Here is a 17,150-nt window from a genome sequence, read left to right as displayed (position 1 = left end):
AGCGAAGCGAGGGATCTCCTGCGACGGACGCACGGTGCGCCGTTCGCGGGAGATCCCTCGCTTCGCTCGGGATGACGCTCGGGATAGCGGGCGCGGCTGCTGCAACAGCGATCAGGCCTTCGGCCATAGCCACGCTGCGCCGCGCACGCCGCTGCTGTCGCCGTGCCGTGGCGGCACGAGGCGGGTGCGGACATGGGCCGGCTCGCTGAAGATGAAGCGGGTCCACAGGGCCGGCACGCGGCGATAGAGGGCCGCGATTCCCGACAGGCCGCCGCCCAGCACGATCGCGTCAGGGTCGAGCAGGTTGATGACTGTCGCCAGGCCGCGCGCCAGACGATGACAATAGCGCTCGATCAGCGCGGCGCAGGCCGTGTCCGTGCCGGCATCGGCGGCGAGGGCAATGGCGCGGGCGTCGAGCCGGCGTCCGGTGAGGGCCTCGTGCTGGCGCGACAGCGCCGGGCCGGACAGCCAAGTCTCGATGCAGCCGTGCCGGCCGCAATAGCAGGCCGGGCCAGGCCGTTCGTCGTCATAGGCCAGGGGCAGGGGATTGTGTCCCCATTCGCCCGCTATGGCGTGCGCGCCGGTCACCGGCCGGCCGTCCAGCACCAGCCCGCCGCCGACTCCGGTGCCGATGATCACGCCGAACACGATGCCGGCCCCGGCTGCCGCGCCGTCCGTCGCCTCCGACACGGCAAAGCAGTTGGCGTCGTTGGCGAGGCGGACCGGCCGTTGCAGCAGCCGCTCCAGATCCTTGTCCAGCTGGTGGCCGATCAGGCGGGTGGAGTTGGCGTTCTTGATCAGGCCGGTGGCCGGCGAGATGGCGCCCGGCGTGCCGACGCCCACGGTGCAGGACGCGCCGGCCGCATGCTCCAGTCCGGCGACCAGATCACGGATACCAAGCAGGATGTCGTCGTAGGTGCCGGGCGGCGTGGCGATGCGCCGGCGCGCAACCTCGCTGCCGTCGTCGCTGAGCACAATGCCTTCGATCTTGGTGCCGCCGAGATCTATTCCGATGCGCATGGCCTGGATCAGGCCTGCATCGCTGTCGTCGCGCAACCCGTTTGTGCGGCGTGCCTGGGCTGCGGCGGGAGCGCCACGGACGTGGCGCTCCCGTTCACGCGTGCAACTTTACCACCAACGCCAATCGCGCTTGTCGCGCCAGTCGACGCGGCCGTCGTGGTTGCGGTCATGCCAGCGCCGGTCGCGCCAGTCGACACGGCGGTCATGGTGGCGGTCACGCCAGCGGCCATGGTCGCGCCAGTCGACGCGGCCGTCATGATTGCGATCCCGCCAACCCCTGTGCTGGCCCTGGTCCCAGCCGTGGTGGCGCTTGTCGCGCCAGTCGCCTCGGCCATCGTGACGGCGGTCATGCCAGCCGTGCCGGTGGTTCCAGTCGCCGGCCGATGCCTGGGCGCTGATGCCCATGCCGATGGCGGCGGCGATGAGGGCGGCAATAAGCTTGCGGGTCATGGGTCTCCTCGCTTCAGCGGATAAGGAAAGCGCTGTCGCTCACCCCGTCGTCCGCTGACCTGAACCTGATGACCGATATGGTCAGTGCGGAGTCACCATTAAGGAAAGACTAAGGCGGGCTGTGTTAATTCGGTGGTCGGCACACACGGCAGCAAAAGGGCCTGCGCGTCGCCAGGCCCTTCACGCGATGTCGGTCGCGCCGGCTGCCCGGTGCCGACCCCTCAGAAGAACGCGATGGTGCGCGCCTCGATGCTTTCGCGCGGCGGCGCATCCGCGGGGATCGTCGGGTCGTCGAAGGCGGTATGCGCCGTCAGGCGGGCGCGTCCATCGGTCGCCGAGTCGAAGCACTTCAGGAGCAGCACCTCGTTGCGCCGCATGCGCGGGAAATAGAACCAGCGGTGGCGCGGGTTGTAGGCGACGGCATAGGTCTCGCCGGTGCGGTCGCGGTATCTCAGATCGCTGGGGACAAGGTCGGCGGGGTCCATGCTCTGTGCGTCGCAGACCGCCAGCGGCGAGGACAGCACCGGCTCGCGGATCGGCCTCCAGACATTGATGAACACGTAGCGGCGGCGCAGCAGCGCCTCGGCCTCGTCGCCCATCAGGTCGCGCACGCGCTGCGGGCCTGATTTGTCCGTGTAGTCGTTGTGCACCCGCTTCACCGGCTCGCGGATGCCGGTCGGCCGGTCAGCGGCGCCCAGGCGCACGTTGTGGTCGAACATCACCACGCGCGCAGCGCCGGTGACGTCCTTCACCAGCTGCTCGACCTCGGGGTAGTACGCGGCGCGAATGACGCGATCGTCCGTGAAGTCGCTGACCGCGCTGGTGTGCGTGCGCAGCGCAAAGCCCTGCTGGTCCAGCGACAGGCTGTCGGCCAGCACGCGGCCATCGCGCACCGGGACGGTATAGAGGCTGTACTGGCCGCTGCGGGCGGGCACGCCCGGCGGCGGTTCGTACTGGTAGCTGACCGGCCGCTCGCCGGTCCAGACGAGGTAGTTCAGCGGCGCGTTGATCTGGCCGATCTCAGACAGGCTGATCTGGGTCGTGCTGTCCATGGTCACTCTCCGTCACCGGGCGGATGTCGGCACCGTTGCTCGGTGGCCTGTGTCCGCGTCGCGGCTGTGACGGAAAATGGTTGCGACGGATGGCGCCGTCAAAAAACCATTTCTCGTGGCGTCATGTTCAAAACTTGTGCTGCAGGGACGGGCGGCGGCGGTCAGAAAATGAAGTAGACGGCGACGGACACCATCACCACGACCAGCACAGCGCCGGCGACGACATGGAACAGCAGACCCATCGGCGTGCGGCTCTGTGACGACGATCGCTGCTCGCGATCACTGAAGATCTTGTGCAAGGACACGGCATGTCCACTCACGCCAAACGTCACTGCAGTCCTTGTACACTGCAACGCCGGGCCTACCCACGCGGCGGAACGTCGCTTGGATGCCGGCGGCGAATGACGTCTGCGGCGGCGCGTTGCGCGTGCGCGGTCGGCAAAAGCAAAAAGGCCGCCCGAAGGCGGCCTGCAATGCCTGAAGCAGCCGCGACGGCTACTTGATCTTCGATTCCTTGAACAGCACGTGCTTGCGCGCGCGCGGGTCGTACTTCTTCAGCTCCATCTTCTCGGTCTTGGTGCGCGGGTTCTTCTTCGCGACATAGAAGAAGCCGGTGTCGGCGGTGGACACCATCTTCACGAGGATCGAGGTCGGCTTGGCCATGGTGCAGGTCCGTTCCTGGGCCCCGGCGGGGCGAATTCATCAAAGTTTGGCGAAAATAGTCAGGTGCGACCGCTTGTCAAGCGCCGTGCGCATTCCGCAGCGACGCACCCGGCTGCTACTCCGCCGGCTCGGTGCGCGTGCGGCCGGCGTCTGCCTCGGCATCGGCCGAGCGGCTGAAGCGCCGCTTGCCCCAGGCGGCGAGGCGATCGATGTAGATCAGCGCCACCGGCACCACCACCAGGGTGAGCAAGGTCGAGCTGATCAGCCCGCCGATCACCGCATGGGCCATCGGCGCGCGCTGCTTGCCGCCTTCGCCCAGTCCCAGCGCCAGGGGCACCATGCCGAAGATCATAGCCAGCGTCGTCATCAGGATCGGCCGCAGGCGGATGGTGCCGGCCTCGAGCAGGGCCTCCTGGATCGCGGCGCCGCGGGCGCGCGCCTGGTTGGCGAAGTCGACCAGCAGGATCGCGTTCTTGGTCACCAGGCCCATCAGCATGATGAAGCCGATGGCGCTGAACAGGTTCAGCGTCGTGCCGGCGATCAGCAGGCCCAGGAATACCCCGATCAGCGACAGCGGCAGCGACAGCATGATCGCCATCGGCTGCAGGAAGCTGCCGAACTGCGAGGCCAGGATCAGGTAGATCAGGATCACGGCCATCAGCAGCGCCTGACCGGCATAGGCGGCGCTTTCCTGCATGTCGCGGGTCGATCCGGTGAACACGAAGCGGTAGCCCGGCGGCAGCTCCATCCTGGCGACGGCCAGCTGCAGGTCGCGGCTGACCTCGCCGCTGGCGCGCCCGGCGACGTTGGCGGTGATCTGGACCTCGCGTTGCAGGTCGCGGCGGTTGATCTGCGAGGCCCCCACCGACGTGGTGATCGAGGCGATCTGGCTGAGCTGCACCATGCGCGGCGCGCCGTTGGCGTCGGCGGTGGTCGCCAGCCAGATTCGGTCCAGGTCCTCGCGGCCGGCGCGGTCGGCCAGGGGCAGGCGCACCATGACGGTGTAGTTCTCGCCGTCGGGCGCCTTCCACAGGCTGGTCTCGTCGCCGGCGAACAGCGGCCGCAGGGTGGCGGCGACCAGCGCCGAGCCGACGCCGAGGTCGGACGCCACGTCACGCTTGACCTTGACGCTCAGGATCGGGCGCGCCGCCTTGAGGTTGCGGTCGATGTCGACCGTGCCGGGGATCGCCGCCATCAGGTCCATGACCTGCCGCGACAGGCGGTCCAGCGTCATCATGTCGGGGCCCTGCAGCGACAGCTGGATCAGCTTCTGCACGCCGCCGGGCCCGCTGGCGGCGGTCACGGAATAGATGATGCCCGGGATCGCCGACAGCCGGTCGCGGATCGGCTGCGCCAGGTCGGCCGGCGCGCGCTTGCGCTGCGATACTTCCTTGTAGCGCAGGTAGAGGCTGGCCTGGTTCTTGCCCAGCACGTAGCCGGTGTTCACCGAGCCGTAGGTGTAGGCGATCTCGGGGAATTCCCGCACCGCCGCCTCGACCTGGCGCAGCTTGGCGGAGGTGTACTCCAGCGACGAGCCGGTCGGCGTCTCGATCGAGATAACCTGCTCGCCCAGGTCGGCTTCCGGCACGAATTCCACACCGATCAGCGGCACCAGGCCGAAGCTGCCGAAGAAGGCGGCCAACGCCACGGTCAGGGTCGTCTTGCGCCAGGCCAGCGCCCAGCCCAGCAGGCGCCGGTAGCCGCCGGCGAGCTTCTGCTGCGCCGCTTCCAGCAGGCGCGCGAAACGCCCGCCGCCGCCATGGGCCTGGGGGTCGTACCAGACGCTGGACAGCATGGGATCGAGCGTGAAGGAGACGAACAGCGAGATCAGCACCGCGGCCGCGACCATGACGCCGAACTGGAAGAAGAACCGGCCGATGATGCCGCCCATGAAGGCGACCGGCAGGAACACCGCGACGATGGTGAAGGTGGTGGCCAGCACGGCCAGGCCGATCTCGTTGGTGCCATCCAGCGCCGCCTGGCGGTGCGTCTTGCCCATCGCCAGGTGGCGCGTGATGTTCTCGCGCACGACGATGGCGTCGTCGATCAGGATGCCGATGACCAGGCTGAGCGCCATCAGGGTCATGATGTTCAGCGTGAAGCCGAACAGCGCCAGCACGATGAAGGCGCCCAGCACCGACACCGGCAGGGCCAGCCCGGTGATGATGGTGCTGCGCCAGGAGTGCAGGAACAGGAAGACGATGGCGATGGTCAGCAGGCCGCCCTCGATCAGGGTGCGTTGCACGTTGTCGACCGAGTTGCGGATGCCGCGCGACGTGTCGCGCACGATGTCCAGGCGCACGTCGGACGGCACGCCGCCCTTCATCAGCTCGGCCACGGTGCGGCGCACGCCGTCGGCGATCTCGATGGTGTTGGTGCCTTGCGACTTCACGACGTCGATGGCGATCGCCGGCGTGCCGTTCAGCAGCGCCACGCTGTCCAGCTCCTGCTCGCCATCGACGATCTCGGCGACCTGGCCGAGCTCGACCGGGGCATTGCCTCGGCGCGCCACGATCAGGTCGGCGAAGCGCTTGGGATCGACGACGCGGCCGTCGATCTCGATCACCTTGTCGTCGTTGCGCCGGGTGACGTTGCCGGCCGGGAAGTTCTGGTTCTCGCTGCGGATCGCGTCCAGCACCTCGTTGAGGCCGATGCGCAACGCCTGCAGGCGTTCGGGGTTGAGCTGGACGTTGATCTGGCGCTTGACGCCGCCGACGATGGTGACCTTGCCGACGCCGCGCACCGTCTCCAGCCGCTTGACGACGATGCGGTCGGCGATCGTCGTCAGGTCGCGCGGCGAGCGTACGTCGGACCGGATGGCGACCGAGATGATCGGGATATCGTCGGGATTGAAGCGCTGGATCAGCGGTTCCTTGACCTCGTCGCGGAACGTGGCGCGGACCTGCTGCACCTTCTCGCGCACGTCCTGCAGCGCCTGCGGCGAGGGCACCGACAGCTCGAACTCGGCGATCACCACCGACTGGCCCTCGTAGGAGCGCGAGGTCAGATTCTTCAGGCCGGCGATCGAATTGACCTGCTCCTCGATCTTGCGCGAGATCTCGGTCTCGACCGTCTCGGGCGAGGCCCCGGGGTACATCGTGCTGACCACCACCACCGGGAAGTCGACATTGGGGTACTGGTCGACGCCGAGCTGGCGGTAGGAAAAAGTGCCCAGCACGATGAACGCCACCATCATCATGGTGGCGAACACCGGGTTGTCGACGGCGACGCGGGTCAGGGTCATGGCGCTAGCCTTGAGCTTGCCCCGAAGAGAGGGACGTCATCGATCCGCTTCCTGTCCACATCACGGCGGTGCCACCGTGACCGCCTGGCCGGCCTTGAGGCCGGGCAGGGGCGCGCTGATGATGCGCTCACCGGCGCCGATGCCGCTCACCTCGATGAAATCGCCACGCGACCAGCGCCGGCCCTGGGTGATCGGCACGCGCACCAGGCGTTGGTCGCGGATCGCCAGCACGTGGTCGCCGCTGTCGTCATGCCGCGCGCCGCCGGCCGGGATGGCGATCACGCCGCGGGCCTCGGCCACGGTGACCTCGCCGGTGCCGAACAGGCCGCCGCGCATCGCCTCATCGCGTTCGCCGATCTCGACGAAGACCGGAACCGAGCGCGAGCCCGGCTGCGTGGTCGGGCTGATGCGCGTGACCTTGGCCGCGAACAGGCGCTCGCCGAAACCCTCGACCACGACCAGCGCCGGCTGGCCGACGCGCAGCGGCACCACGTCGGCGGCCGGCACCTGGGCGGCGACCTCGACCCGGCTGGTGTCGAGCAGGCTCAGGAGCTTGCCGTCGACGGGGATCGACTCACCCTGATTGGCGAATCGTTCGCCGATGATGCCGGCGAACGGCGCCACCACGGCGGCGTTGTTGAGGTTCTCCTTCGCCACTGCGACCTGCGCCTCGGCGACGGCCACCATCGATTTCTTGGCCTCGGCGACCGAGCGCGCCTGCTCGAACGCGGCCCGTGAGCCGGCACGCTGCTCGTAGAGCGCCGCCTTGTCGGCGTGGTCCTTCTCGGCCCAGCGCGACTCGGCGCGGGCCGCCTCGAGGCTGGACACCTTCTCGTTGAGGCGCGCCTGCAGCTCGGTGATCTCGAACCGGGCCAGCACCTGGCCCTGCGTGACGCGATCGCCCTCGCGCACCAGGACCTCAGCCAGGCGTGCGGCCACCCGCGACTTCACCACGGTCTGGTCGACCGGCTGCGTCGAGCCGGTGAAGCGCACTTTCTCCTTCAGCGTGCGCGGCGCGATCGTGTGGACCTCGATGTCGAGCAGCTCGAGCGGCCGCTCGGCCGGTTTCGGGGCGGTCGGTGTCGGGGGCGCCGGCCGGCGTTCGGCGCCGATCAGAATGCCGACACCGCCGACCGCAAGGACCAGGGCGACGCCGGCAACCAGCAGACGACGGAGCCTCATGGCCTCAGACCTCTGAGAAAGATGTCGATATACGCGTCGAAGAACGAGTCGGGTGCCGGTGCCGGTTCGGTGTGCGGGGCCAGCGACCATTTCCAGATCGAATACATGCCCAGCGGCATGCGCAGCATGACGGCCACGCTCTCGATGTCGTCCAGCGGCCGGATCTCGCCGCGCGCGATGCCGCGCTGCAACACGTCGATGAACACCTTGAGGCCGTGACGGTCGACCTCGTCGATGAAGTAGCGGGCGACATCGGGGAAGTTGCCGGCCTCAGCCATGATCAGCTTCACGACCCCGCCGGCGGGCGTGTCCGTGAAGTCGCGGGTCCGGGCAACGATCTCGCGCAGCAGCGCTTCGGTGGTCCCCTCGAAGGTCGCGACCAGATCCTCGCCGGAATGGAAGGGGCCCAGGATGGCCTCGCCGATCACGGCCTTGAACAGCTCTTCCTTGCTGCGGAAGTAGAGGTAGGGCAGGCCCTTGCTGACGCTGGCGGCGCGCGCGACGTCGTCGAGCTTGGTGGCGGCGAAACCGCGCTCGACGAACAGCGCCAGCGCCGCGCGCACGATATCGCGCTCGCGATCCTCGGGCCGCCGGCTGCGGCCAGCCAGCGCCACCACGGCGTCCGCGTGGTCTGTGACTGACCGGTCAGTACTCATGGCGCGGGATATAGTCGCTTTCCCCGCGCCGCGCCAGGGGGGAGGTGGCCGAAATCTATGTCTGCAGCAGGCGGGGCTTGCGGTCGAACACCCGCAGCGCGTCAGCCAGGGTTTCGCCCTGCGACAGCCGGCGTGGCCCGGTGAAGACCTGGTAACGATCGTGGCGCTGATGCCCCGCCACCTTGGCGATGGCAAACAGCGGCTGCTCGCAGCTGTGGCGGAAGATCGAGAACAGCGCGATGCCGGGCTTGAAGTCGATCGCGTAGTCGCGCCATTCGCCGCTCGCCACGCGGCGGCTGTAGAGGTTCAGCAGGTCCATCAGCTCACGGCGGTCGAAGGTGACCACCTTGCGGCGCGCCCGCGCCTCGGCCAGTTGATAGAGCATCGTCATCGCGCTGCCGCCGATCGCCTCACTGACGTCCAAATCTCTTGAAACTGTTGCAGAATCTGCAGGTGCGGTAAAGCCGTCCTGGCGGCGGCGCGAAATTTGCCAAACGCCGTTCGCCGCGATAGAAACGCCGCGCAAGAAAATTCCCCTCAAGACAGCCGGACATAGCGCGTGGCCGACATATTCCAGGAAGTCGATGAAGCCCTGCGTCAGGACAGGGCAAAGGAATGGTGGCTACGGCATGGCGGCAAGGCGGTCGGCGCCGCCGTCATCGTCGTGCTGGCGATTGCCGGCTGGAACGGCTGGAGCTGGTACAAGACCAAGGAGCGGGGCCACGCCGGTCTGGTGTTCACCGAAGCCGTGCAGAACGCCGGCAAGGACAGGACGGCGAGCATCACCGCCCTCGAGAAGCTGACCACGGGCGTCGAGCCCTATGCGTCGCTGGCGCGCCTGAAGATCGCGCAGCTCAAGGCCGAGGCGGGCGATCACGCCGCGGCGGCCAGCGCCTTCGCCGCCGCCGGCCAGACGGTCGACTCGCCCGATCTGAAGGATCTGTCCGTCCTGCTGAGCGTCATGCAGGCGTTCAACACCGCCAGCCCCGACGAGCTGCAGGCGCGGCTGCAGCCGCTGACGGCGCAGGGGCGTCCGTGGCGGGCGTCGGCGCTGGAGATGATGGCCGCGGTGGCGATGAAGCGCAACGACACCGCCGCGGCGCGCGGCCTGTACACGGAGCTGCGCGACGATGCCAACACCCCGCCGGGGCTGCGCGAGCGCGCGCGCGAGATGGTTGCCATCCTCGGTGGCGATGGCGGCGAGAAGAAGAACTGACAAACGGTTCATGGGGACAGGTGGACGGCCATGAAACAACCAGCAAGCCTTCGTATGGCCGTCGTGCCGCTGCTCGCGGCGGGTGCCGTGGCGTTGGGCGGTTGCGATATCTTCGGTGACTCCAAGGGCCCGCCGCTGCCGGGCACGCGCACCAGCGTCCTGGGGCAGCAGACCGAGGTCAAGCCCGACGGTGTCGCCGACGTGCGTCTGCCGCGCCCGGTGGTCAACGATTCCTGGCCGCAGTCCGGTGGCTTCGCCAATTTCGCGATGCACCACCTGGAGCTGGGCGAGAACCCGCAGGTCGCCTGGTCGGCCGATGTCGGCGTCGGCTCCGGCTCCGAACGGCAGCTGCTGGCGCCGCCAGTCATCGCCGATGGCAAGGTGTTCGTGAAGGACGCCGAGAGCACGGTGTCGGCCTTCGAGGCGGCGACCGGCAAGCTGCTGTGGCGCAAGACGCTGACCAACGACAAGACCCGCGACAACGACGAGTTCGGCGGCGGCCTGGCGTATTATTCCGGCCGCCTGTTCGTGACCACGGGCTTCGCCTATGTCTTCTCGCTCGATCCCAACACGGGCGAGGAGGTCTGGCGGGCGCCGGTCTCGGCGCCGGTGCGCGGCGCGCCGACGGTGTTCCAGGATCGCGTGCTGGCCATCACCATCGACAGCCGCCTGCATGCGCTGGCGGCCGGCGACGGCTCCGAGCAGTGGGACTATGCGGCCCTGTCGGAGACGGCGGCGTTCATGGCCGGCACCAGCCCGTCGGCATCGGGCGATCTCGTGGTGGCGCCGTTCAGCTCCGGCGAGCTGGTGGCGCTGCGCATCGACACCGGCAAGCAGGTCTGGAACGAGTCGCTGATCGGCCAGCGCCGCGGCGCCAGCGGCCCGGTGGCGGCGATGGTCGACATCCGCGGCCGGCCGGTGATCGACCGCGACCGGGCGATCGCGATGGGCAGCGCCGGGCAGATCGCGGCCATCGATCTGCGCACCGGCGCGCGGATCTGGGAGAAGCAGGTCTCCGGCGCGCAGACGCCGTGGGTGGCGGGCTCGCAGGTCTTCGTCGTGAGCGGCAGCGCCGAGGTCATCTGCCTCAACCGCAACGACGGCAAGGTGGCCTGGGTCACGCCGCTGACCGCCTTCAAGGACGAGAAGAAGCGCGAGCCGGTCCTGTGGGCGGGGCCGGTTCTGGCCGGCGACCGGCTGCTGCTCGGCAGCTCGACCGGCGAGCTGCTGTCGCTCTCGCCCTATGATGGCCGGGCGCTGGGCAAGATCGACCTGCACAGCCCGATCATGATCGCCCCGGTGGTCGCCGATCGCACTGTCTACGTGCTCACCGACCACGGCCGGCTGATCGCATTGCGTTAATTCGCTTCTCCCCGCGCAGGCGAGGAGAAGAGATTCGAGTGCCTGGAATCACCGGTCGCTGATACATCCGTCATCCCGAGCGCAGCGAGGGATCTCCTGCGCGGGACGCACGGTGCGCCATTCGCGGGAGATCCCTCGCTGTGCTCGGGATGACGGCAGCGACTCACCTTTCATCGATAGCCGGTACTAGATATGCGCAAGCTCGCCCTGGTAGGCCGGCCCAATGTCGGCAAATCGACCCTGTTCAACCGGCTGGTCGGCCGGCGGTCGGCGATCGTCGCCGATGATCCCGGCACGACGCGCGACCGTCGCGAGGGCGCCGGCCGGCTGGCCGACCTCGAGTTCACTGTGGTCGATACCGCTGGCTGGGAGGAGGCCAAGGGCGCTGCGCTCGAGGCGCGCATGCGGCGCCAGACCGAGCAGGCCGTCAAGGACGCCGACGCCGTGCTGTTCCTGATCGACGCGCGCGCCGGCGTCACGCCGCTGGACAAGAGCTTTGCGCAATGGCTGCGCGCGCATGCGCGCAAGACCGTGACGGTGGCCAACAAGTGCGAGGGCCGCGACGGCGTGGCCGGTGTCGCCGAGGCGTTCGGCCTCGGGCTGGGCGAGCCGGTGCCGCTGTCGGCCGAGCACGGCCTGGGCCTGGCCGACCTGCGCGATGCGCTGGCGCCTTTGATCATCGGCGTTGCCGCGGCCGGCGATGCCGATGAGCCGGATCCGCACGCGGCGCCGGTCGAGGTGCCCGAGGGCGAGGATGCCGACTGGGAGGGCGGCCCCGAGGAGCCGCCCGACCGGCCGCTGCAGCTCGCGATCGTCGGCCGGCCCAATGTCGGCAAGTCGACCTTGCTCAACCGGCTGCTGGGCGAGGACCGCGTGCTGACAGGGCCGGAGGCAGGCATCACGCGCGATGCGATCGCGGTCGACTGGCGTTTCGATGGTCGTCGCATCCGGCTGATCGACACCGCCGGCTTGCGGCGGCGCGCCAACGTCTTCGAGCGGCTCGAGACGCTGTCGGCGCGCGACACGCTGGAGGCGGTGCGCTTCGCCGAGGTCGTGGTGCTGGCCATCGACGCCGGCCAGATGCTGGAGAAGCAGGACCTCGCCATCGCGCGCATGGTGGTCGACGAAGGCCGCGCGCTGGTCATCGCCGTCAACAAGATCGACGCGCTGTCGCGCGGCGATGCCAAGGCCCAGGCCGCTTCCTGGCGCAAGCTGCGCGACCGCCTGCAGGCGTCGCTGGCGCAGGTCAAGGGCGTGCCGATCGTCGGCCTGTCGGCGCAATCCGGCCGCGGCGTCGACAAGCTGATGCCGGCGGTGATGAAGATCCATGCGCTGTGGAACCGCCGCATCCCGACGGCGGCGTTCAACCGCTGGCTCGCGGCGATGGTCGAGCGCAACCCGCCGCCGCTGGTCGACGGCCGCCGCATCCGCATCCGCTACGGCGCCCAGGTCAAGACCCGGCCGCCGACCTTCGCGCTGTTCGTGAGCAAGCCGGCGGCGCTGCCCGAGAGCTACACGCGCTATCTGGTCAACGGCCTGCGCGACGATTTCGACCTCCCCGGCGTGCCCATCCGTGTCGTGATGCGCAAGCCGAAGAACCCCTACGCCGGCGCCGAGGATTGAAAGCGTCAAGGCATCCGCTCCTCTGCCGGTCGTCCAGCACCGTGGCGCCCAGCCGCCTGCCGCTGTTCGACGGCCTCACGCCGGCGCTCTCGTTGCTGCGCAAGTCCGATCGCCGCGCGCCGGCCTGAACGGCGCTGCTGCCAGCGCTATTGCAGGACAGCGCCCTGGCCGGCCAGCCACTCGTCCGCCGCGACCCAGGCGCCGTGCAAGGTGCAGGACGGCTCAGCCAGCGGCACGAAGGCGGCGGCGATCGTGTCGGGCGTCGGCAGGGTGGCGGGATTCTCGCCCGGATAGGCATCGGCGCGCATGCGCGTGCGGGTCGGGCCGGGATTGATCAGGTTGGCCTTCACCGCGGTGTGCGCCACCTCGGCGGCGTAGATGCGCACCAGCGTCTCCAGCGCTGCCTTGGTGGGCGCGTAGGCGCCCCAATAGGGTGCCGTGCGCCGCGTGATGCCTGATGTGACGAAGATCGCGCGTCCCGCGTCCGAGCGGCGCAGCAGCGGATCGAGCGAGCGCAGCAGGCGCCAGTTCGCGGTCACGTTCACCGCCAGCACGCGCTCGAAGACCTTGGGCTCGATGTGGCCGACCGGCGACAGGGTGCCCAGCAGGCCGGCATTGCCGACCAGGATGTCGAGCTTGCCGAAGCGCTCGAACAGCGCCAGGCCCATGCGGTCGATGGCATCGAACTCGACGAGGTCGAGCGGCACCAGCGTCGCCGTGCCGCCGGCTGCCTGGATCGCGTCGTCGAGCGCCTCGAGGCCGCCGATGGTGCGCGCCACGGCGATCACGTGCGCGCCTTCGGCCGCGAAGCGGCGCGCCACCGCTTCGCCGATGCCGCGCGATGCGCCGGTGACGAGGGCAATCCTGCCGGCCAGCCGGCCGCTGGCCGCTGGTGGAGACGGGTTGGTCATGAGGTCAGGCCGATTCGCGCAGCAGCGAGAGCTGGCGGTGCTCCGGATCGTCGAGGTCATCGAGCGAGATCGGATAGTCGCCGGTGAAGCAGGCGTCGCAGAACCTCGGGTCGATGGCGTCGCGCCCGGGCTCACCGACGGCGCGGTAGAGCCCGTCCATGGTCACGAAGGCCAGCGAATCGACGCCGATGAAGCGCGCCATGTCGGCCACGTTCATGCGCGCCGCCAGCAGCTTGTCGCGCTCGGGCGTGTCGACGCCGTAGTAGCAGGAATGCGTGGTCGGCGGCGCGGCGATGCGCATATGGACCTCGCGCGCGCCGGCGGCGCGCACCATGGCCACGATCTTCACCGACGTGGTGCCGCGCACGATCGAGTCGTCGACCAGGATGACGCGCTTGCCCTGCAGGGTGGCACGGTTGGCGTTGTGCTTCAGCTTCACGCCGAGATGGCGGATATGGTCGGCCGGCTCGATGAAGGTGCGGCCGACATAGTGGTTGCGGATGATGCCGAGCTCGAAAGGCAGGCCCGATTCCTTGGCATAGCCCATCGCCGCCGGTACGCCCGAATCGGGCACCGGCACGATGACGTCGGCCGGCACGTGGCTCTCCTTGGCCAGCTCCACGCCGATGCGCTTGCGCACCTCGTAGATGCCCAGCCCATCCATGATCGAGTCGGGGCGCGCGAAATAGATGTGCTCGAAGATGCACAGCCGGCGCGGCGCCTTGTTGAACGGCTTGATCGACTTCAGGCCATGCTCGCCGATCAGCACCAGCTCGCCGGGCTCGACCTCGCGGATGAAGGTGGCGCCGAGGATGTCGAGCGCCACGGTCTCCGACGCCAGGATCCAGGCCTCGTCGAGGCGGCCCAGCACCAGCGGCCGCACGCCGTAGGGATCGCGCACGCCCATCAGCCCGTCGGCCGTGAGCATGACCAGCGAGTAGGCGCCCTTCACCTGCTGCAGCGCATCGATCACGCGGTCGACGACCGTGTGATAGGTCGAGCGCGAGATCAGGTGGTTGATGACCTCGGTGTCCATGGTCGACTGGAACAGGCAGCCGCGCCTGACCAGCTCGCGGCGCAGGATATGCGCGTTGGTGATGTTGCCGTTGTGCGCCACCGCCAGCCCGCCGAACTCGAAATCGGCGTAGATCGGCTGCACGTTGCGCAGCACCGTGTCGCCGGTGGTGGCGTAGCGGTTGTGGCCGACGGCGACGTGGCCCTTCAGCTTCTGGATGACGTTGGCGTCGCCGAAGATGTCGCCGACCAGGCCCAGGTCACGGTGGCTGTGGAAGGTCTCGCCGTCGAACGAGACGATACCCGACGCCTCCTGGCCGCGATGCTGCAGGGCGTGCAGGCCGAGCGCCGTATGGGCGGCAGCGTCGCTGGTGCCGTAGATGCCGAAAAGCGCGCACTCTTCGTGCAGGTGGTCGTCGTCGAGGGGGTTCGTGCCGGGAAACGGCGTCACCATCTTGCTCCGCCTCATACGTCGCCGCCGGTCCTGCCGGAAGCGCGGCTCTTATACTCCGATCTCGGCCGGACGCCACCACATTTGGCGTCGCACCCGCAGTTGGCCCGCTAGCCTCCGGATGACGGCCCCGGCCGGGCTATTGCTTGGGCGCCGGCTGCTCGGACGGCGGTGACGGGGGCGGCGCGGCGGGGGCTGGCGGCGAGCCGCCGCCGGCTGGATCGGATGGCGGCGGCGACGATCTTCCGGCTGCCCGGGCGCGTGTCTTGAAGCTTTCGGGCAGGTAGGGCTCGATCATGTCGGCGCCGGCCTTCACCATCGGATAGGCCCGGGCGTTGCTGATGATGGCCGGCGGCGGGTCGCTGGGCTTGGCGATGTAGGTGTAGAGCAGGTAGGCGGTCGACAGCAGCATCGCGCCGCACACGGCGCCGAAGCCCAGCCCGAGGATCTTGTCGGGGATGCGGAAGGGACTGGACTGCACCATCTTGCCCAGGGCGCTGGCCAGCATGCTGAAGATCATCAGCGCGATGATGAAGATGCCCAGCAAGGTGGCGAAATAGGCGACCTGCTCCGACGACACGAACTTCTCGAGCTCCGGCTGCAGCACCGGCCGCAGGTGCCAGGCGGTGACGCCGGCGCCCAGCCACGCGCCGATGAACAGCAGCGAATGCACCAGCCCGCTGGACAGCCCCATGATGGCCGTGAAGACCAGGACGGCGAGCGCGACGAAATCGAGCGGGGTGAGGCCGAGCGCTTCCATGATTCCTCAATCGGATGGTCCCGGCCGGCGACCGCCGGGGGAGAAGGGGCGGCGCCGCTCATCCATGTCAGGCGTCCGCCCAAGCGCACGCCCCGGCGGCCGCAACCGGGCCACAAGGTCGGACAGATGCCCGATCTCGTCAACATTGATGCCGCCGACCGGCCGCGGTGCCGGCTGGCCGGCGCCGGCCACGATCGACGGTGCGAGGGCGGTGCGAAAACCAAGCTTGGCGGCTTCCTTCAGCCGCGCCTCGCGCTGGCTCACGGCCCGCACCTCGCCGCCCAGGCCGATCTCGCCGAACACGACCATATCGGACGGCACCGGCGTGTCGGCCAGCGACGAGAGCAGCGCCGCGGCGACAGCCAGGTCGGCCGCCGGCTCGGCGATCCGCAGGCCGCCGGCGACATTCAGGTAGACGTCGTTGGGCCCCACCGCAACGCCGCAGCGCGCCTCGAGCACCGCGATCACCATCGCCAGCCGGCCCGAGTCCCAGCCGACCACGGCATGGCGCGGCGTCGCGAAGGAGGAGGGCGCGACCAGGGCCTGGATCTCGACCAGCAGGGGCCGCGTGCCTTCGACGCCGGCGAAGACGCAGGCGCCCGATACCGCGCCGCGCCGTTCGGCCAGGAACAGGGCCGAGGGGTTGGCGACGTCGGTCAGCCCGCGGTCGGACATCTCGAACACGCCGATCTCGTCGGTGGGCCCGAAGCGGTTCTTCACCGCCCGCAGGATGCGGAACTGGTGCCCGCGCTCGCCCTCGAAATAGAGCACCGTGTCGACCATGTGCTCCAGCACGCGCGGCCCGGCGATAGCGCCTTCCTTGGTGACGTGTCCCACCAGCAGCACCGTGACGCCGCGCCGCTTGGCCAGCTCGATCAGCGCCTGGGCGCTGGCGCGCACCTGCGTCACCGTGCCGGGCACGCTGTCGACGCTGTCCAGCCACATGGTCTGGATCGAATCGATCACCGCCACCGCCGGCCCGTCGCGCGCTTCCAGCGTTGCCACGATGTCGCGGATGGAGGTGGCGGCGGCGAGCTGCACGGCGGTCTGCTCCAGGCCCAGCCGCCTGGCGCGCAGCCGCACCTGGTCGAGCGCCTCCTCGCCCGAGATATAGGCGCAGCCCACGCCGCTGCGCGCCAGCGCCGCTGCGACCTGCAGCAGCAATGTCGACTTGCCGATGCCGGGGTCGCCGCCGATCAGCAGCGCCGAGCCCGGCACCAGGCCGCTGCCGCAGACGCGGTCGAACTCGGCGATGGACGTGACCAGCCGCGGTGGCTGCTCGGTGGTGCCGGAGAGCGCCGCGAACTCGATGCGCCGTCCCTTGCCGGCCAGCCGGCCCGGCGGCGCACCGGCGGCGGCGGTGCCGGCGCTCTCCTCGACGATGCAATTCCAGCCGCCGCACGCCTCGCACTTGCCGGCCCACTTGGCGTACACCGCGCCGCAGGACTGGCAGACGAACATGCGCTGCGGCCGGGCCATGGCTCAGTTCTTCCCTTCCCCACGCAAGTGGGGAAGGTGGCCGAAGGCCGGATGGGGAGCCGACGTG

The 17,150-nt window shown here is 69.3% G+C and carries 16 protein-coding genes; 3 read left to right on the top strand and 13 right to left on the bottom strand.

Annotated features, from left to right (window positions below; translation table 11 throughout):
- Nucleotides 1–111 precede the first annotated feature (111 nt).
- The 9 genes from FHP25_RS01060 to FHP25_RS01025 all read right to left on the bottom strand — a co-directional run bounded on the left by FHP25_RS01060 (nucleotide 112) and on the right by FHP25_RS01025 (nucleotide 8,793).
- Nucleotides 112–1,020, bottom strand: coding sequence for an ROK family protein (locus FHP25_RS01060; RefSeq protein WP_147845020.1), 909 nt, complete (start codon nucleotides 1,018–1,020; stop codon nucleotides 112–114).
- Between the two features lie 108 nt (nucleotides 1,021–1,128).
- The gene (locus tag FHP25_RS01055) at nucleotides 1,129–1,470 is read right to left on the bottom strand and encodes a hypothetical protein (protein ID WP_147845019.1); all 342 of its coding nucleotides are present in this window, start codon (nucleotides 1,468–1,470) and stop codon (nucleotides 1,129–1,131) included.
- A 221-nt stretch (nucleotides 1,471–1,691) separates the two neighbouring features.
- On the bottom strand, nucleotides 1,692–2,522 hold the full coding sequence (locus tag FHP25_RS01050; RefSeq protein ID WP_147845018.1) for a CmcJ/NvfI family oxidoreductase: 831 nt from the start codon (nucleotides 2,520–2,522) through the stop codon (nucleotides 1,692–1,694).
- Nucleotides 2,523–2,683: 161 nt separating this feature from the next.
- A complete protein-coding gene (locus FHP25_RS40590; protein WP_178133193.1) occupies nucleotides 2,684–2,827 on the bottom strand; it encodes a hypothetical protein in 144 nt (47 codons plus the stop codon).
- 190 nt (nucleotides 2,828–3,017) lie between these two features.
- On the bottom strand, nucleotides 3,018–3,185 hold the full coding sequence (rpmG, locus tag FHP25_RS01045; protein ID WP_147845017.1) for a 50S ribosomal protein L33: 168 nt from the start codon (nucleotides 3,183–3,185) through the stop codon (nucleotides 3,018–3,020).
- A 115-nt stretch (nucleotides 3,186–3,300) separates the two neighbouring features.
- Complete coding sequence (locus FHP25_RS01040; protein WP_147845016.1) at nucleotides 3,301–6,429, bottom strand: efflux RND transporter permease subunit; 3,129 nt, start codon at nucleotides 6,427–6,429, stop codon at nucleotides 3,301–3,303.
- Between the two features lie 60 nt (nucleotides 6,430–6,489).
- Complete coding sequence (locus FHP25_RS01035) at nucleotides 6,490–7,611, bottom strand: efflux RND transporter periplasmic adaptor subunit (RefSeq protein ID WP_178133192.1); 1,122 nt, start codon at nucleotides 7,609–7,611, stop codon at nucleotides 6,490–6,492.
- On the bottom strand, nucleotides 7,608–8,228 hold the full coding sequence (locus FHP25_RS01030) for a TetR/AcrR family transcriptional regulator (RefSeq protein ID WP_178133191.1): 621 nt from the start codon (nucleotides 8,226–8,228) through the stop codon (nucleotides 7,608–7,610). The genes FHP25_RS01035 and FHP25_RS01030 overlap by 4 nt, the downstream gene beginning before the upstream one ends.
- Before the next feature lie 94 nt (nucleotides 8,229–8,322).
- Nucleotides 8,323–8,793: a DUF2794 domain-containing protein gene (locus FHP25_RS01025; RefSeq protein WP_218578114.1), complete on the bottom strand. Its 471-nt coding sequence runs from the start codon at nucleotides 8,791–8,793 to the stop codon at nucleotides 8,323–8,325.
- 33 nt (nucleotides 8,794–8,826) lie between these two features.
- On the opposite strand from FHP25_RS01025, the gene FHP25_RS01020 reads away from it, so the two are divergent.
- From FHP25_RS01020 to der, 3 genes are all read left to right on the top strand, one after another.
- The gene (locus FHP25_RS01020) at nucleotides 8,827–9,483 is read left to right on the top strand and encodes a tetratricopeptide repeat protein (RefSeq protein ID WP_147845013.1); all 657 of its coding nucleotides are present in this window, start codon (nucleotides 8,827–8,829) and stop codon (nucleotides 9,481–9,483) included.
- A gap of 30 nt (nucleotides 9,484–9,513) precedes the next feature.
- Entirely contained in the window at nucleotides 9,514–10,845 is a 1,332-nt protein-coding gene (locus tag FHP25_RS01015; RefSeq protein ID WP_147845012.1) for an outer membrane protein assembly factor BamB family protein, read from the top strand.
- 192 nt (nucleotides 10,846–11,037) lie between these two features.
- Nucleotides 11,038–12,468 (top strand): ribosome biogenesis GTPase Der, encoded by a 1,431-nt coding sequence (gene der / locus FHP25_RS01010; RefSeq protein WP_147845011.1) that lies wholly within the window; start codon nucleotides 11,038–11,040, stop codon nucleotides 12,466–12,468.
- 146 nt (nucleotides 12,469–12,614) lie between these two features.
- On the opposite strand, the gene FHP25_RS01005 is transcribed toward der, so the two are convergent.
- The 4 genes from FHP25_RS01005 to radA form a co-directional block, all read right to left on the bottom strand.
- The gene (locus FHP25_RS01005) at nucleotides 12,615–13,379 is read right to left on the bottom strand and encodes an SDR family NAD(P)-dependent oxidoreductase (RefSeq protein ID WP_147845010.1); all 765 of its coding nucleotides are present in this window, start codon (nucleotides 13,377–13,379) and stop codon (nucleotides 12,615–12,617) included.
- A gap of 4 nt (nucleotides 13,380–13,383) precedes the next feature.
- Nucleotides 13,384–14,862 carry an amidophosphoribosyltransferase gene (purF, locus tag FHP25_RS01000; protein WP_231712167.1) on the bottom strand — a complete coding sequence of 493 codons (1,479 nt, stop codon included), beginning with the start codon at nucleotides 14,860–14,862 and terminating at the stop codon, nucleotides 13,384–13,386.
- A gap of 121 nt (nucleotides 14,863–14,983) precedes the next feature.
- Entirely contained in the window at nucleotides 14,984–15,604 is a 621-nt protein-coding gene (locus FHP25_RS00995) for a CvpA family protein (RefSeq protein WP_147845009.1), read from the bottom strand.
- Between the two features lie 6 nt (nucleotides 15,605–15,610).
- Complete coding sequence (gene radA, locus FHP25_RS00990; RefSeq protein WP_147845008.1) at nucleotides 15,611–17,083, bottom strand: DNA repair protein RadA; 1,473 nt, start codon at nucleotides 17,081–17,083, stop codon at nucleotides 15,611–15,613.
- Between the last annotated feature and the right edge of the window lie 67 nt (nucleotides 17,084–17,150).

This window comes from Vineibacter terrae, assembly GCF_008039615.1.
GTDB lineage: Bacteria > Pseudomonadota > Alphaproteobacteria > Reyranellales > Reyranellaceae > Vineibacter > Vineibacter terrae.
The sequence above is the reverse complement of the archived record's forward strand: the minus strand, read 5'-3'. Positions and strand labels throughout refer to the sequence as shown.

What these genes read in the sequence shown, in the direction of transcription:
- FHP25_RS01050 (WP_147845018.1), bottom strand. Translation starts at nt 2,522, where the DNA reads ATGGACAGCACGACCCAGATCAGCCTGTCTGAGATCGGCCAGATCAAC.
- FHP25_RS01055 (WP_147845019.1), bottom strand. Translation starts at nt 1,470, where the DNA reads ATGACCCGCAAGCTTATTGCCGCCCTCATCGCCGCCGCCATCGGCATG.
- FHP25_RS01015 (WP_147845012.1), top strand. Translation starts at nt 9,514, where the DNA reads ATGAAACAACCAGCAAGCCTTCGTATGGCCGTCGTGCCGCTGCTCGCG.
- FHP25_RS01005 (WP_147845010.1), bottom strand. Translation starts at nt 13,379, where the DNA reads ATGACCAACCCGTCTCCACCAGCGGCCAGCGGCCGGCTGGCCGGCAGG.
- FHP25_RS01040 (WP_147845016.1), bottom strand. Translation starts at nt 6,429, where the DNA reads ATGACCCTGACCCGCGTCGCCGTCGACAACCCGGTGTTCGCCACCATG.
- radA (WP_147845008.1), bottom strand. Translation starts at nt 17,083, where the DNA reads ATGGCCCGGCCGCAGCGCATGTTCGTCTGCCAGTCCTGCGGCGCGGTG.
- purF (WP_231712167.1), bottom strand. Translation starts at nt 14,862, where the DNA reads ATGAGGCGGAGCAAGATGGTGACGCCGTTTCCCGGCACGAACCCCCTC.
- FHP25_RS00995 (WP_147845009.1), bottom strand. Translation starts at nt 15,604, where the DNA reads ATGGAAGCGCTCGGCCTCACCCCGCTCGATTTCGTCGCGCTCGCCGTC.
- FHP25_RS01060 (WP_147845020.1), bottom strand. Translation starts at nt 1,020, where the DNA reads ATGCGCATCGGAATAGATCTCGGCGGCACCAAGATCGAAGGCATTGTG.
- FHP25_RS01035 (WP_178133192.1), bottom strand. Translation starts at nt 7,611, where the DNA reads ATGAGGCTCCGTCGTCTGCTGGTTGCCGGCGTCGCCCTGGTCCTTGCG.
- der (WP_147845011.1), top strand. Translation starts at nt 11,038, where the DNA reads ATGCGCAAGCTCGCCCTGGTAGGCCGGCCCAATGTCGGCAAATCGACC.
- rpmG (WP_147845017.1), bottom strand. Translation starts at nt 3,185, where the DNA reads ATGGCCAAGCCGACCTCGATCCTCGTGAAGATGGTGTCCACCGCCGAC.